The sequence below is a fragment of the Sulfitobacter sp. DSM 110093 genome, from assembly GCF_022788715.1.
Taxonomy (GTDB): Bacteria; Pseudomonadota; Alphaproteobacteria; order Rhodobacterales; family Rhodobacteraceae; genus Sulfitobacter.
In genome coordinates this window covers 2376218-2389360 of record NZ_CP085167.1, presented here as the reverse complement: position 1 = coordinate 2389360, position 13143 = coordinate 2376218, and the positions used below count along the sequence as shown (strand labels likewise).

14 protein-coding genes and 2 tRNA genes are annotated in these 13143 nt (G+C 60.8%); 6 read left to right on the top strand and 10 right to left on the bottom strand.

Annotation, left to right across the window (positions count from 1 at the left end; all coding sequences use genetic code 11):
* Nucleotides 1-584: 584 nt before the first annotated feature.
* Nucleotides 585-2171, top strand: coding sequence for a gamma-glutamyltransferase family protein (locus DSM110093_RS11710; RefSeq protein WP_243265252.1), 1587 nt, complete (start codon nt 585-587; stop codon nt 2169-2171).
* A 67-nt stretch (nt 2172-2238) separates the two neighbouring features.
* Here DSM110093_RS11710 and DSM110093_RS11705 read toward each other — a convergent pair whose 3' ends face one another.
* Nucleotides 2239-2628, bottom strand: coding sequence for a DoxX family protein (locus DSM110093_RS11705; protein WP_243265251.1), 390 nt, complete (start codon nt 2626-2628; stop codon nt 2239-2241).
* 276 nt (nt 2629-2904) lie between these two features.
* On the opposite strand from DSM110093_RS11705, the gene DSM110093_RS11700 reads away from it, so the two are divergent.
* A tRNA-Asn gene (locus DSM110093_RS11700) sits at nt 2905-2979 on the top strand.
* Between the two features lie 148 nt (nt 2980-3127).
* Here the strand turns inward: DSM110093_RS11700 and DSM110093_RS11695 are convergent.
* From DSM110093_RS11695 to DSM110093_RS11675, 5 genes are all read right to left on the bottom strand, one after another.
* Complete coding sequence (locus DSM110093_RS11695; RefSeq protein ID WP_243265249.1) at nt 3128-3379, bottom strand: hypothetical protein; 252 nt, start codon at nt 3377-3379, stop codon at nt 3128-3130.
* A complete protein-coding gene (locus DSM110093_RS11690; RefSeq protein WP_243265248.1) occupies nt 3376-4542 on the bottom strand; it encodes a phage portal protein in 1167 nt (388 codons plus the stop codon). The genes DSM110093_RS11695 and DSM110093_RS11690 overlap by 4 nt, the downstream gene beginning before the upstream one ends.
* A complete protein-coding gene (locus DSM110093_RS11685; RefSeq protein WP_243265246.1) occupies nt 4529-5089 on the bottom strand; it encodes an HK97 family phage prohead protease in 561 nt (186 codons plus the stop codon). Before DSM110093_RS11685 ends, DSM110093_RS11690 begins: the two co-directional genes overlap by 14 nt.
* A gap of 1 nt (nt 5090) precedes the next feature.
* Nucleotides 5091-6212: a phage major capsid protein gene (locus DSM110093_RS11680; protein ID WP_243265245.1), complete on the bottom strand. Its 1122-nt coding sequence runs from the start codon at nt 6210-6212 to the stop codon at nt 5091-5093.
* A gap of 139 nt (nt 6213-6351) precedes the next feature.
* Nucleotides 6352-6798, bottom strand: coding sequence for a hypothetical protein (locus DSM110093_RS11675; RefSeq protein ID WP_243265244.1), 447 nt, complete (start codon nt 6796-6798; stop codon nt 6352-6354).
* A gap of 193 nt (nt 6799-6991) precedes the next feature.
* Here DSM110093_RS11675 and DSM110093_RS11670 point away from each other — a divergent pair, with 193 nt between their 5' ends.
* Genes DSM110093_RS11670 through DSM110093_RS11660 form a run of 3 tightly spaced genes read left to right on the top strand, consistent with a single transcriptional unit; the run spans nt 6992 to nt 8308 of the window.
* The gene (locus DSM110093_RS11670; RefSeq protein WP_243265243.1) at nt 6992-7483 is read left to right on the top strand and encodes a hypothetical protein; all 492 of its coding nucleotides are present in this window, start codon (nt 6992-6994) and stop codon (nt 7481-7483) included.
* A complete protein-coding gene (locus DSM110093_RS11665; protein WP_243265242.1) occupies nt 7461-7844 on the top strand; it encodes a helix-turn-helix transcriptional regulator in 384 nt (127 codons plus the stop codon). Before DSM110093_RS11670 ends, DSM110093_RS11665 begins: the two co-directional genes overlap by 23 nt.
* Nucleotides 7841-8308, top strand: coding sequence for a hypothetical protein (locus DSM110093_RS11660; protein ID WP_243265241.1), 468 nt, complete (start codon nt 7841-7843; stop codon nt 8306-8308). The genes DSM110093_RS11665 and DSM110093_RS11660 overlap by 4 nt, the downstream gene beginning before the upstream one ends.
* A 415-nt stretch (nt 8309-8723) precedes the next feature.
* On the opposite strand, the gene DSM110093_RS20895 is transcribed toward DSM110093_RS11660, so the two are convergent.
* From DSM110093_RS20895 to DSM110093_RS11645, 4 genes are all read right to left on the bottom strand, one after another.
* A complete protein-coding gene (locus DSM110093_RS20895; RefSeq protein ID WP_279290851.1) occupies nt 8724-8855 on the bottom strand; it encodes a hypothetical protein in 132 nt (43 codons plus the stop codon).
* 209 nt (nt 8856-9064) lie between these two features.
* A complete protein-coding gene (locus tag DSM110093_RS11655) occupies nt 9065-11089 on the bottom strand; it encodes an AAA family ATPase (protein WP_243265240.1) in 2025 nt (674 codons plus the stop codon).
* 102 nt (nt 11090-11191) lie between these two features.
* The gene (locus tag DSM110093_RS11650) at nt 11192-11386 is read right to left on the bottom strand and encodes a helix-turn-helix domain-containing protein (RefSeq protein WP_243265239.1); all 195 of its coding nucleotides are present in this window, start codon (nt 11384-11386) and stop codon (nt 11192-11194) included.
* Between the two features lie 206 nt (nt 11387-11592).
* Nucleotides 11593-12831 (bottom strand): site-specific integrase, encoded by a 1239-nt coding sequence (locus tag DSM110093_RS11645; protein ID WP_243265238.1) that lies wholly within the window; start codon nt 12829-12831, stop codon nt 11593-11595.
* Nucleotides 12832-13000: 169 nt separating this feature from the next.
* Here DSM110093_RS11645 and DSM110093_RS11640 point away from each other — a divergent pair.
* Nucleotides 13001-13068, top strand: a tRNA-Ser gene (locus DSM110093_RS11640).
* Nucleotides 13069-13143 lie beyond the last annotated feature (75 nt).

Genomic DNA, 13143 nt, shown 5'->3' with positions numbered 1-13143 from the left:
CATGAAGAAACTGCCAGATACCCGAGGCAGTTTACCCAGCGTACGCTCCTATCGCAAAGCTTACACAAAGGCGCGGCATGGTTTTAGCCACCCTCCGCCTTATTCTCGGCAGAATTTTTGATGAGCATTAACCTACCCGGGGGACCAGATTCTGGCAGTAGGGCATGTAAATGCCCTGATGCCATGCGAAAGAGAGGTTCTGAATGTTGGTTAACGTTAGAGATTGGTCTCGTATCCTTCATAATTGCATCTTTTCGGATGCCGATCAGTCGCTTTGTGCAAGGGCATGGCAGTACCGAGGGGAAAGCCGCCTCTGGGCTATCTGGGTGATGGTTTTCACCCCCTCTCATTGTGAGCATAGCTTTCGCCATCATCGAACCTTGTTACGTCTGAAAATGCGCAATCACGGCGGGAAGCCCGGCTAGAGCGGCACATCATCTCGTTCACAGAAATCAAATTGCCAACTGCTTGGAATTAGCGCTGCAGAGCAGTTGCATGCAGATGCATTCGGGTTCAGTCTGCCGGCAACGCCGCAGGCGGCCGGAATAACCGTGCCGCTGGCCTTACCTTAGCAAAGGACAGCTATGCTTCGTCACGATCCAATCTACCCGTCCCACCGTTCCCCCGTGGTTGCAGACAATGTTGTCGCGACCTCACAACCCTTGGCCACGCAGGCCGGGCTTTTGATGATGCAGCAGGGGGGGAATGCGGTGGATGCCGCGATTGCCACCGCCGCGGCGCTGACGGTGGTGGAGCCGACAGGCAACGGGCTAGGCTCTGACGCTTTTTGCATTTTGTGGGACGGGGAAAAGCTGCACGGACTGAACGCTTCGGGTCGCGCGCCCGCGGCTTGGTCGCCTGAGCGTTTCCCCAATGGTATGACTGAGCATGGTTGGGACAGTGTTACCGTTCCCGGCGCGGTCAGCGCTTGGGTCGAACTGATGGAGAAATTCGGCAAGCTTGATCTGGCGACGGTGTTGGCCCCGGCGATCCGCTACGCCGAGGAAGGTTTTCTCGTTTCGCCCACGATTGCCACGCTCTGGGCGCGCGGGGCTGAGGTTCTGGGCAAACAGCCGGGCTTTGCTGAGACGTTCCTGCCAGAAGGTCGCGCCCCGCGTGCGGGTGAGCGGTTCCGTAACCCCGGTGCTGCGCGTACCCTGCGCTTGATTGCCGAAACGAACGGCCGCGCCTTCTACGAAGGGGAAATCGCCGAAGAGATCGTCGCCCATGCCAAGGCCAATGGCGGTGCGATGACCATGGAGGACTTGGCCGCCAATGCGCCCGAATGGTGTGGGACAATCAGCCAGAGCTTCGACGACGTGGAACTGCATGAAATCCCGCCAAACGGGCAGGGGATCGCCGCGCTTATGGCTTTGGGCATTCTAGAGCATAGTGAAATTCGCGACCACGGTCCCGACGATCTCATGTCGGTCCACCTTCAGATCGAGGCGTGCAAGCTCGCCTACAGTGACCTGCATGCCTATGTCGCCGATCGTCCGGCGATGACCGAGGTGGATGAAAAGGCGCTGCTCGACCCCGCGTACTTGAAATCCCGTGCGGCACTAATCTCGGCCACACAAGCGCAGGATTTCGGGGCAGGGGCGCCGAAACAGGGCGGTACAGTCTTGATGAGCACGGCCGATGCTTCTGGCATGATGGTCAGCTTTATCCAGTCAAACTACGCGGGCTTTGGATCAGGCGTAGTGGTGCCGGGAACGGGCGTCTCGATGCAAAACCGGGGCTTTGGGTTCACCACCGAGGCCGGGCACCAGAACATCGTGGCAGGCGGCAAGCGCCCCTTCCATACGATCATCCCCGGTTTTGCCATGACGAACGGTCAGCCGCTGATGGCTTATGGCATGATGGGCGGCCCGATTCAGGCCCAAGGGCATATGCAACTGCTGCTGCGCACCCAGCTTTGGGGCCAAGACGTGCAGGTTGCAGCCGACGCGCCGCGCTGGCGAATGCTGTCTGGGCTAGAGGTCGCCTGCGAACCGGCGATGAAGCCAGAATTGCTGCAAGGGTTGCGTGATCTGGGCCATGTAATCCATGTCGAAGCGCCCGATAACGCTTTTGGTTTTGGCGGCGCGCAATTGGTGCAGCGCTTGCCCGAAGGGGGCTATTCCGCCGGTTCCGATCCGCGCAAAGATGGGCAGGCTGCGGGGTTCTAAACGCACTCAAACCTGTAGCAGTGTTAGGCATGGCCCCAGACGGGCCATGCCTTTTTCATATCCGGCCTCAGCCCTTGTCGCGCATCGCGTCGACCGACCAAGGACCTGGACCTGCGGCCGCGAGATAGAGGAAAGCAAAGCTGTAAAGCGCCACCAGTTCTCCGCCGTTCAGCATCGGATAGAACCCCTGCGGCATATGCGCGATGAAATAGGCGGCTGCGGTTAAGCCGCTGAGGATGAAAGCCGACAATCTTGAGAAAAGGCCGACCACCAGCAAAACGCCAAAGATCAGCTCAATAACGCCCGCGATGCCGCCCATCGACGTGATCGAAACGCCGCTCATCTGGCTGGCTGGAAAGCCGAGGATCTTCGTTGTGCCATGCTGCAGCACCAAAAGCCCGGACATGATGCGGAGTAGCGACAGGATTTGCGGCCGGTAGGGGGTGAGGAAGGTCATGATTTTTCCTTTGTAGTGCTAGGATTTGCGAAAGATGAGCGAGTATCAATCGCAGTTGGCGTAACCCGTCCAGCCTGAAGCGCGGGGAAGGGGGGATTGTCACACATCTGTGATTGCAGATGTCTGTCGCCATTCGTCAAACTGAGCATTTTCGCTGTGGCGGAGAAATTTACGAAAAAATTCGATATTCGTGCCCAATTCCCCTTGCACACCCCGGACCGCCCAAGTTAAAGAGCGGCTGTCCGGTAGCGTTGCTCACCAGACAGACATAGGCATTCCGGCGTAGCTCAGCGGTAGAGCAGTTGACTGTTAATCAATTGGTCGTAGGTTCGATCCCTACCGCCGGAGCCAAATCTTCCTGTTAAATCAGTGATTTGCGAACAAGCCCCTTCGGGGGCTTTCGTCGTTTTGGGCTCGGGGTAACGTTTGGGGTAACGCATTTTCGCATTGAAAAGCCCGCCGGTTTCCCGACGGGCTCGTGTTCTTCGAGGTTGCACGCTCACGCAACGCGCTTGTGCGTCGCCCCTCGCATGATCGAGTCGCAACACGCCCGCGAGTAGCCGACGACTTCGCCAATCTGCCGAGCGTTTAGGCCGACGGCCGCAAGCTCGCGGATTCGCCGCACGATTTCGGGCGGGACGCGGCGTCGGTGTCCACTGGCAAGCCCGGCGGCGCGCAATTCCCACGCCACCGCCCTCACGAGCGCCTCTTCAATAGAGAGATGCTCGGCGATCTTCGTATAGGCACTCATGCCATGCCCTCGCCCGTGGTGGGCTCACCGCGCGGCGACCAGCCCTCTACCTCGCGCACCTCGTCGATCGTGAGCACGCCCGCGTCGATCGCGATCTTGTGCGCCGCCCACCGCGCGGCATGATCGCCGCGCAGGAGTCCCGAGAGGTCAACGTCGATCTCGTAAGTCTCGCGCTCGGCTTCGGTCAGGGTCGAGCGGGAAAGCTCGGTTTCCAGCTTGCGCGCCCAATGCGCCAAGGTGCTTTGCGCGAAGTGCCGCAAGAGCGTCTCAGAGTTCGTGAAGCTCGCATGATCGAGGATGCCGACAAGCGGCGCGGGCACGCCGAAGGCGCGGGCGATCTCTTCCGTCGAGAACCGGCGGGCGGCAAGAATTTCGGCGTCTTCCGGTGAGATCGTCGGGAAGCTCTCGAACTTGAGCCCCTCTTCGAGCACGGCCGGTGCGCCCCGGTTCTCGCCACCGTAACGGGCGACGAAGGATTCCTTGAGCCGCTTCGCAGCGCCTTCCGAGAGGTTCTTCTCGTGCATGAGCACACCCGAGGGCCGATCGGAGTTGCGCCACATCGCTTTGCTATGCGCGTCGGTTTCCACGGCGTGCGCAGCGGCCGCCATAGCCCGGCGAAGCGGTGCGACGCCGATCACGCCGTCGTCGGTGCGGGCTTTAAGGTGCAGCACTTCGGACGCGAGTAAGCGCCGCGTCGTGCCCATCGGAGCCGAAAGATCGTCGCCCGTAACATGATAGATCACGCGCCCGGGATTGACGAGTTCGACGCGCACGAGCCCCCACCGGATCGGCCGAAGCTCGACGACACGGCCCGCCCGATCGGCGACGATCTCGGCGAGCGCGTTGCCATGAAGAAGCGCGCTTGCCGCCATCCATTCCACGAAGTCGGGCCACGACTGCCAGAGGTTCGGCCCGCGCCGCACAAGCCGCGCCAGAGGGTGCGACGGTGCCTCGTGGCGGGTATCCCCCTCGAAGTGATAGACGCGCACCGGCAAGCCCGCCAATTGGCCCGAGATCACGGCGACGCAAGCGGCGGTGACGGCGAGTTGCTCGGCCGGGAACTTGGTGCTCGGCGTGCCTAGCCAATGCGCGCCAAGGGCGGCGAGCGTCTCGTTCGAGCGCGTCTCGACTTGGTGACGGCGGAAGAGGTCAGTGATTCCCACGGTAATAGCCCCCGATATGGTCCAGATACCGGGCACGGCGTTCGGCCTCGGTGATTGCGTCAAGCGAGCGCCGGGAAACGACGGTCGCGGGATAGGCGGGCGAAGGGGTGATCGTTACGTCGAGCAACTCGACTTCGAGAAGCTCGCGTTTGGCGGGCTTGCCCTTGTGCGACCAGCGATCACGGATCGCACGAAAGCCGAAGCTCGCGCCGGTGATATCGCCACGCCCCACAGATTCCAGAACGTCACGCCCGGCCGAGGTGTTCGCCACGTCGAGCGCAAAGAAAAGTCCGTTCGGGTCTTCTTTGAGGCGCAGCGTGCCCGCCGTCGATCGGCCGAGCACGGCCCGAGTGTCGTGGTGATAAAGCGCGAGAACGTCGTCGGCCCGCTTGAGCGAGGCGGCAAAGGCACCGGGTGCGATCGTCTCGACGAAGCCGCCGAGGTCATGGCTTGGCGAATTGAAGACGGCGGCGTAACCCTCGATCCGGCCGCCTTCAACGGCGCGGAGTTCGAGGGCACGCCGCTCAATGTCAGCGTGCCCCCGCATGTTACTTCACCTTCATCAGCTTGATCGCGGCGTCGTCGGTGACGATGCCACCCACGCGCTTCGAAAGGTAGAAGCCGGTGAAACCCTTGCGAGTCACCTCGTCGCGGATCAAGCGAACGCCGGTGCGATCGGCGATCGTATAGCCCGCCTTGAAGTCGCCGAACGCGATCGGGAAGGCACCCGTTGCCACGTCGGGCATATCTTCGGCGATCACGACGGCATAGCCGAGAAGGCGCGGCGGTTGCCCGGCGGCGAGGCTGTCAGACCACAGGAAGCGGCCGTCGGCGTCCTTGAGCTTGTGCACGATCGAAGCCGTCTTCGAGTTCATCACGAAGACACCGTTCGCTCGATAGCCCACGCGTGCCTTGTAGACGAGATCGACAAGATCGTCGGCGGTCACGAGGGAGACGGCCGCCGTCTCGACGAATTGCAGAGCACCAGCCGTGCGGGTTGCGTCGTCGGCGGCCTCGGGCACGACGGCGAGGAAGCCCGTCGGTTTGTCGGTGCCGTTGCCGCCGATGAAGGCCGCACCCTCGGCTTCGGCGAAGTCGCTCGCAGCATTGTTCACAATGAAGCCGCCCACGTCATAGGCCGAGTCGTCGATCAGGTGATTGCTCACCACCGGAAAGGCGTTCACCTCGCCAAAGGTCGGCTTGACGGCGCGGATCGTCGGCGTCGCGGTTTCCGGGTTGCGATCGCCGCTCTCGCCAGACCAGCGGGAGACGGAGCCGCGCACGTTCACCGGAATCGTGAAGTCGGCGCTCGACACGTTTACGACGTTCGCGATCGAGCGGATCGGGCTGATATCGCGCACCCGGTTCTGAATTTGGCTCGCCAGTTGTTCGGGCACGATTGCGCCGCCGTCCGAGGCAACGGTCATGGCGCGAGTCTCGCCACGGGCGATCGAACGCCATTCCGTTGCGCCTTCGGTGCCGGGCTCGGAGAGCGAACGGCCTTCGACATTTCGCTCGATCTCTTCGAGGCGCTCGGCCCGTTCGATCTGATCGCCAATGGCGCGGATTTCGAGATCAACGGCGGCGAACTTCTCAGCGTCGTTAATTTGTTCCCGCGCTTCGTCAGTCTTGGCCTTGAGAGCGGCGCGGAGTTCGCGAAGTTTTTGCATGCTTGGGGGTCCTTTTGGCGCTTAGTGCACTCTTTTCGTTGGGGTTTTCCGTGCCACTCCGATGGTGGAGGGGGGAAGTGCGAGGCACCCTCGGAGTTTGCGGACCCACGGCGGTCCGGCCATATCCCCGCCTATTCGTTTATTCGGCTAGCACCTCGACAAGTTTCGCGCCATTGAGGATGCGCGCGCCGCCGTCCGGGGGGCCACCGGCGAAGACCTCTAAGGCTAGTACCGCTTTTTCGAAGTCGGCAAAGATGCGTATCGCACGGCCTTGCGCGTCGAAGTGGAATTGCGATGCCGCTAGGCGTTCGGGCTTATCAAGAAGCTCTCCGAGCCGTGCCGCGACACCAGACGCACGGGCACCCGCCAGAAAGGTATTTAGGTCTTTGGTGAGCCCACCACCAGCTACGCAAGCGCACAAAATCGTTTCAGCCTTTGCAATTACGTTAAGCTCGTAGGAGCTGCGTCGCCCTGACGAATCGATGAGACCGTGATCGTGCGCGACAACGAGTGCAGCTCGATAGCTTGCGTTTATTCCAAGGCCGAAATTTATACGAAGCCGTTTGGCGAGGGCATGTGCCGTCATTTTGTAGGGTCCTGTCCCGGTTAATCCGTTTTTGTTAGTTTTTGGTTAGAGCTATTCATAGACGGCGGCGTGCAACTCGCCCACAACTATGCCGGATGCTCGCGCACTCATTACCACTCTAACGTTGCCGAAGCAGTTATCCGCAGCTAGGTTTCCTTAGTATTTACCTTGCAGAAAGCATTTGTTGATATATATGGCAACGCTGATAGAGTTATGTGAGTCGGGCGTCCTTGACCGCATCGACCCTCTGGAACCAGAAGAACTCCCGTGGAGGGCACTATATGGAACAATGGATTTCCTCAGATGGCTTGAGGACGATCTTCCAGCGTTGGGCCACAATGCGCTCTACGCGGACCTGTCACCGCTGGAACAAATCTTTGCGGTGTTTGCCGAATACGTGGCGGGTGATTACTTCTCCACGGATAAACGGTTTAAGAAGCTAACTTGGACCCCAGACCATCATGTTTGGGAGTTTAAGACGGACGAAGTCAGAGTTTTTGGCTGGGTGCCACAAAAAGATGCCTTTATCTGTTGTCACGGTGACAGCAAAGATCAGATTGAGGTTCAGGCCAGCTATGGCAGATATATTGCGCAAACGGCATTTGCGCGAAATCAGATGCAACTTGACGAGCCTAAGTGCATAACGAGCGGGAGCTACACAGATGTCATATCAACTAAAGATTGACCCGAAATCTCGGAAGTCGGCCCGATTCATTTCACGTCTGCAGAAAGTAATTCAGAAGGCGCTAATTGAGTCTGGAAAGACACAGCAAGAGGTCGCTGAAGTTCTCGGTGTTGATAGATCAGTTGTAAACCGCCGTCTAAAGGGAAGCGCCAATCTCACCGCACGTTCAATCGCTGAATTCGCGTATGCTTTGGATAAGGACGTATCAATAGAATTTCTTGATAAAAAGGTTTCAGAAAAGACTAATTGGACCATATCGAAAGAAAAATTAATTAACGTTCAGGTGGAGTGCGCTAGGTCAGCCCCGAAGGGTACGATCAGCCCTAATCAAAAGTTCAATCTGGAGAGAATTGCTTCGTGACTGTCGAGCCGTATGGAACAACTATCTTCTGCGACGATATTCGTCACGAAATAAATGGCAAACTTACGCTTGTAGGTTGCTACTCAAGTGAAATGAACTTTAACGGCCCCCCGCCGGGGCTTCTGCCATCTTTTGCGGCTCTCGTAAATATACGCATCCCAACCGCGCTGCCCTTTAAATCTCTGAAACTCAGAGTGTTAAAAGAGGAGGGTGACGAAGTGTCGGAAATCCTGGCGGCCGAGGTGGAGGCTGAAGAAGAGAAGATTGAAGATATTGTTGGTGGTTCTCAAGAAGGCGAGCCCGAGGAAAGATTGATTTCAATGACCTTTCCCTGTCATTGGTCTCCCTTGCCCATGGCCAATACCGGCTTCATCAAAGTCAGAGCTTACTTGGATGGGGGGAAAGAAATACGCTTAGGTGCCTTGAAGATAAACTTCGCTAGCGAGCCCGATGCGAAAGATTAGAGCAATCAAGAATTTCTACCAGACACAATTTCGACTATCCCATGCGGTCACGCCCCCTTAGCCCCGAGAGATTTTCTCGCGTATCACGCGGCGAGCCCGCGTTGCACGAGGCCCTCGCCTTGCTCGAACCGCCGCTCAACCCACTCGGGCGAGAGGCCAGCGAGGGCGCAAATCTCGCGCCCTTCGGCCGAGCGTAACCATCGCACGAGGCGATCGGGCTCGTCGTTCTGGACGGCGAGTGCCACGACGGCAAGCCAGAGGTTGCGCTCGGGCGATCCGCTAGAGGCCAAGAGGCGAGGCAGAGCGTGCCCCGAGTAGGGTGAGTTAGGGTGAGTTCGTCTTCATGTGTCGGCACCTTTCGTGCTCTTGTTGTTGATTGGTCGAGGGGCACGGCGTGCCCACGCCCCTCGCGTTGTCAGTCACGGCCCTCGATCGCCACCTCGCTCCCTTCGAGTGCCTCGGCTTCAAGCTCGGCCGCTTTCCGCTCGAAGTCGGCGGCGATCTCGCGCAGTCGTTCGGCGGCGTGCAGTTTGTCGGCTCGAGTCATGGTCAGGTTCCTTTCTGTTGATCCCGCCAGCCATGAGAGCGGCAAGCGCCTCTATCGGCAATTCTGTAAAAAGATCACCACACCAAGACACACCGCGCCGCACTGACTGCTCGCAGGGAACGCGCGACGCCCCCTTATAGGGGGCGCGTCGCGTCGCGTTCCCGTCACGGCAAGGGCACGTGAGGGAACGCACGGGCACGCGCGTTCCCTCACGTTCCCGCGTTCCCGTGCTTTGCGACGATCCAAAGCCTTTCGTCATTGCAACAAACGACGCCCTTCGCGATCAGCTTGGCCAGCATGTCGCGCACCCGGCGCGACGCCTTCTTCGGTTCGTCGGCGTCGGGCTCGCGTGCGGCGGCAAATCGTTTGAACTCGGCCAGATCGACTACCTTGCGCACACCGATCTCGGGCCAACCTTCGCCGCCCGGATTTGGCACGCCCCGCTCGACAAGGAAGATATTGAGGGCGTCGAGCACCCGCCTTTGTTCTGGCGAGATCAGCGTCGAGGCGCTCTTTTCGGGCACGTCGCAAGGCTCGACGCGACACGTCGTCACCGCGTCGCCGTCTTGATCCTCGCCGAGATCGACTTCGGCGAGCCGGTAGGCGAAGCGCCGCCCGTTCGCCATATCGCGTTGCTTCTTCGCTTCGGCGACGACGATCTCGGACTCGCCGGTCAACTCGATCTCGGTGTCGGTTGCCGCCCGAAGCGACGAGTGCCCGCGCGCGCCCTTGGCCCGATCCTTGCCCGAGTGGTGAATCACCATGACATGCGCCGAAGTTTTCTCGCGGATCACGTCCACGTTGCGCACGAAAGCGCCCATATCGGGCGCGGTGTTCTCGTCGCCTTGCCCCATGCTGCGCGCAAGTGTGTCGATCACCAGTAACGCGGGCTCGCCGTGCACCTCGGCCTCGTCGCGGATCAGCGCCGCCACCGCCTCTGCGTCAAGGGCCGAGCCGCAAAGGTCGATCGAGACAGGGATCACGACGAGGCGCTCGGAAGGCGCGTCTAGCGCGGCGACGCGGTTCACGAAGGATCGACCGCCCTCGCTCGCAATGTAGAACACCGGCCCGCCCACGACACGGCACCCGGCCCACCTCTCGCCCTTGGCGACATGGTGAGCGATCGAGAGGGCGAAGAAGCTCTTGCCGACGTTGCTCTCGCCGTAGACGACGGACATAGCGCCACGATCGAGCCAGCCTTTGACGAGGTAAGGTGACGAGAGAAGCGGCCGCACCGCGTTCGCGCGTACGATCTTAGAGGCGAGAACGGCCTTCCGGCTTGCCAGAACTTCGGGCGCGGGCTCGGCAAAGGGCGATACCTGGACTCGCTCTTGCGGCCGCTCGGGCGCGGTTCGCGGCGCGGCCATGCCGCCCTCAAGGCCCGAGGCGATCGTCGCCGCGATCTCGTGCTCGTCGAGCCCGGCGGCCCTTGCGGCGCGTTCCAGAGCATCGGTGACGCGACTTCGATCGAGGCTACCGCCCGCCACGATTTGACTGAGCGAGAAGGCGGCCCGGTTGAGCGTGTGATTGCGCGTGCCCGGTGCCGCCGCCATGACGCGGCCGATCTCGGCGAGCATGGCTTGCTCGGCCCATGCGTGGCCGCCTTCCTTTGTCGGCGTCGCGGTGAGTTGCCGTGCAAGCGCGGCCATTGGCCCGATGTTGACCGCCGGAGTCTCGTGCTCGGGTCGCGCTTTCGCTGCCTTTATCATTGAGCGGAGCTTTTCAGGCACCGGCGGCGGTGCCAGATCGACGATCGACGGCCCAAGCCACTCATAACCGGGTGATCCGGCTGCCACGACAAAGCCACCCCTGCCGCGCGTGTCGATAGCCGAGCCGAGCGTGCCTGCCGAGTTGTCGAGATCGTCACCAGCCCGAAAGAAGATATGCCGTCCACCGGATTGAGTGCGCGCAATAGGAGCACCCTTGAAATACTCGGCCAGCCCGAGGCGCTCGGCCTCCGCTTCACCCGTGCACTCACCGGATTCTTTGTTCACGTCGAGATCAACAACGAAAAGCCCGGATCGCTCGCCGGTGACGAGGGCAACGCCAGCCTCGGGCCAGCGTTCGAACCAAGCTTTGATTGTCGTCAGGTCAGTTGTAGCGGCGTCCTTCCATTTGGTGAGAGGAAGCTTGCCGCGCACTGGATGCACGGAGAATCCGGCGGCGGCGTAGGCCAGTGCCGCTTCGCGCGGACTTTTGGCTTCGGACTGTTGCATTTGCTGCTTCTTTTTCATTCGCGATCTTTGTGCCGCGTGTGGTAATTTTGGTTTGCCCGGTTGCCTCGGGTCTGCTTCTTCGCCGCGTCGAGTTTCGCTAAAGCCCGGCGAGGTTTGCATTTATGCGGCGAATTGCCGATTGCGCTCCATCCACCCCCGCAGCTCGTCGGTGCGGTAGTAAAGGCGACCGCGAATGCGCACGGGGCTCGGGAATCCGAGCGACGGGTCTTGCCGCCAACGCCATACAGTCATTTCAGAGACGCCGAGAATCTCGCGGCGGGCGACAGGTGCGGGAACGTATTCGGGGCGGTCCATAGCCGTTATCCTTCTTGCTCTTGGCCGGTGTGCCCGGCCGTAGAAGGATCATGCACGAGAGCGATCGGCCGTGATAGCGTGAGATACCGCGTGCTCGCACGTCCATTTTCGCGAGTTCACTCTCGTCACATCTCGTCACACGGCGTCACAAGGTTCGGTGCACGTTCGCCACATGGTGGGAATATCTCACGCCGCGTGTGACTCGCTTACGCCCGAATCTGGATCACGTTCTCGGCCCTGCCTTCGACGATCGAGACGACGTAGCGCGTCCATGCGTCGAGCGCGGCGCGCTTCTCGTCGGCGTAGTCGTGGCGCTGATAGACGGCGACGATCCCGCCACCCGTGCCCGAGACGTGATTGAGCACGGCCTCGGTGACGCGAACGGGGATGCCGAGCCGGGCCATGCCGGTTGCCGCCGTGCGGCGAAGGTCGTGGAAGGTCCAATGCGGAATCTCGACGGGCTCGCCGCGTTCCTTGGCGGCGATCTCGACCATCTTCGCGGCGACGGCTTCCCGCCCCCGATGGAAGTTAGAGAGCGCCGAGGCACCCGTCGTCGTGAAGAGGTAGCCCGCGCCCTTGATCTTCATGGTGCTCGCCAGAACATCGAGCGCAGCTTCGGAGAGTGGCACGTCGTGCGCCCGGCCGTTCTTCGTGCGCTTGGCGTCGAGGTGCCATGTCGCGCTGGTGATCTCGGCCTCGCGCATACCCGCCACCTCGCCAAGCCTCTGCCCCGTGAGCAAGAGCGTCTTCGTGAACGGCCCCCATAGGTCGAGTTCGTCGCAAGCCCGCCAGAGCCACCGGATTTCGTCGTCGGAGAGCACGCGCTCGCGGCTCGCTTCCTTGACGACGCGCTTCACGCCCGTCGCCGGGCTCATGGCGAGGATATCGCGCTCGACGCACCAATTCATGAAGGTGTTGAGGTAGGCCCGCACCCGGTTCGCCGTCACGGCCCGCCCGCTCTCGGCGATCCCGTCGAGAAGGTCGATCACGTCGCGCTTGGCGATCGTGTGAATGTCGCGCTCGCCCCACGCGGCGACGACGAAGCGATCGAGCTCCCGGCGCACCGTCGCCCGGCTGCGAAGACCCTTGAGGCGCAGATTATCGTATTGCCCGATTAGCGTCTTCACCTTGTCGCGCTCGGAGAGATCAACTTCGAGCCGGGCGGCCTTCTCGGCGCGCTTTTTTGCGGCGGGATCGTCGCCAGACTTCGCCGCTTCGAGCGCCTCGGCCGCCGCCGCTCTCGCCTTGGCGAGCGACATGGCGGGCCATGCGCCGAGCGTCAGCTTCACCGGCTTTCCCACTGAGCGATAGCGCAGTGCCCAAGACTTCGAGCCTGATGGCTGCACGATCAGGAAGAGGCCCTCTTGCCCGCCGTCGCTGATTTCGCGGCGGTTCGGGCCGGGCTTGGCGGCGTTGATCGCCGTTGCGGTGAGTGCTTTCGCCATGTCGTCTACAACCTCTTGAGCGAGACTCAGGCGTTACCCCGAGCGTTACCCGGGGTAACATTTCCCCCGATTTGAGGCGTTACCCGGCGTTATCGAGTGTTAGACGAAAACGCCCTATATACAAGTGATTCCACATGTTTTTCAGGAATGAACGTTTTGCATCGTTAGCCCCGGATAGGTGCAAAAACTTGACTGTTAATCAATTGGTCGTAGGTTCGATCCCTACCGCCGGAGCCAATTTCCACCCAAGAGGTTGGAAATAAACGATAAAGCGCTCCACTCGGGGCGCTTTTGTCGTTCTGGGCACATTCT

Coding starts and splice junctions, on each gene's coding strand:
- DSM110093_RS11675 (WP_243265244.1), bottom strand. CDS start 6,798: ATGACGGCACATGCCCTCGCCAAACGGCTTCGTATAAATTTCGGCCTT.
- DSM110093_RS11670 (WP_243265243.1), top strand. CDS start 6,992: ATGGCAACGCTGATAGAGTTATGTGAGTCGGGCGTCCTTGACCGCATC.
- DSM110093_RS11695 (WP_243265249.1), bottom strand. CDS start 3,379: ATGAGTGCCTATACGAAGATCGCCGAGCATCTCTCTATTGAAGAGGCG.
- DSM110093_RS11665 (WP_243265242.1), top strand. CDS start 7,461: ATGTCATATCAACTAAAGATTGACCCGAAATCTCGGAAGTCGGCCCGA.
- DSM110093_RS11680 (WP_243265245.1), bottom strand. CDS start 6,212: ATGCAAAAACTTCGCGAACTCCGCGCCGCTCTCAAGGCCAAGACTGAC.
- DSM110093_RS11650 (WP_243265239.1), bottom strand. CDS start 11,386: ATGGACCGCCCCGAATACGTTCCCGCACCTGTCGCCCGCCGCGAGATT.
- DSM110093_RS11645 (WP_243265238.1), bottom strand. CDS start 12,831: ATGGCGAAAGCACTCACCGCAACGGCGATCAACGCCGCCAAGCCCGGC.
- DSM110093_RS11685 (WP_243265246.1), bottom strand. CDS start 5,089: ATGCGGGGGCACGCTGACATTGAGCGGCGTGCCCTCGAACTCCGCGCC.
- DSM110093_RS11705 (WP_243265251.1), bottom strand. CDS start 2,628: ATGACCTTCCTCACCCCCTACCGGCCGCAAATCCTGTCGCTACTCCGC.
- DSM110093_RS20895 (WP_279290851.1), bottom strand. CDS start 8,855: ATGACTCGAGCCGACAAACTGCACGCCGCCGAACGACTGCGCGAGATC.
- DSM110093_RS11710 (WP_243265252.1), top strand. CDS start 585: ATGCTTCGTCACGATCCAATCTACCCGTCCCACCGTTCCCCCGTGGTT.
- DSM110093_RS11655 (WP_243265240.1), bottom strand. CDS start 11,089: ATGAAAAAGAAGCAGCAAATGCAACAGTCCGAAGCCAAAAGTCCGCGC.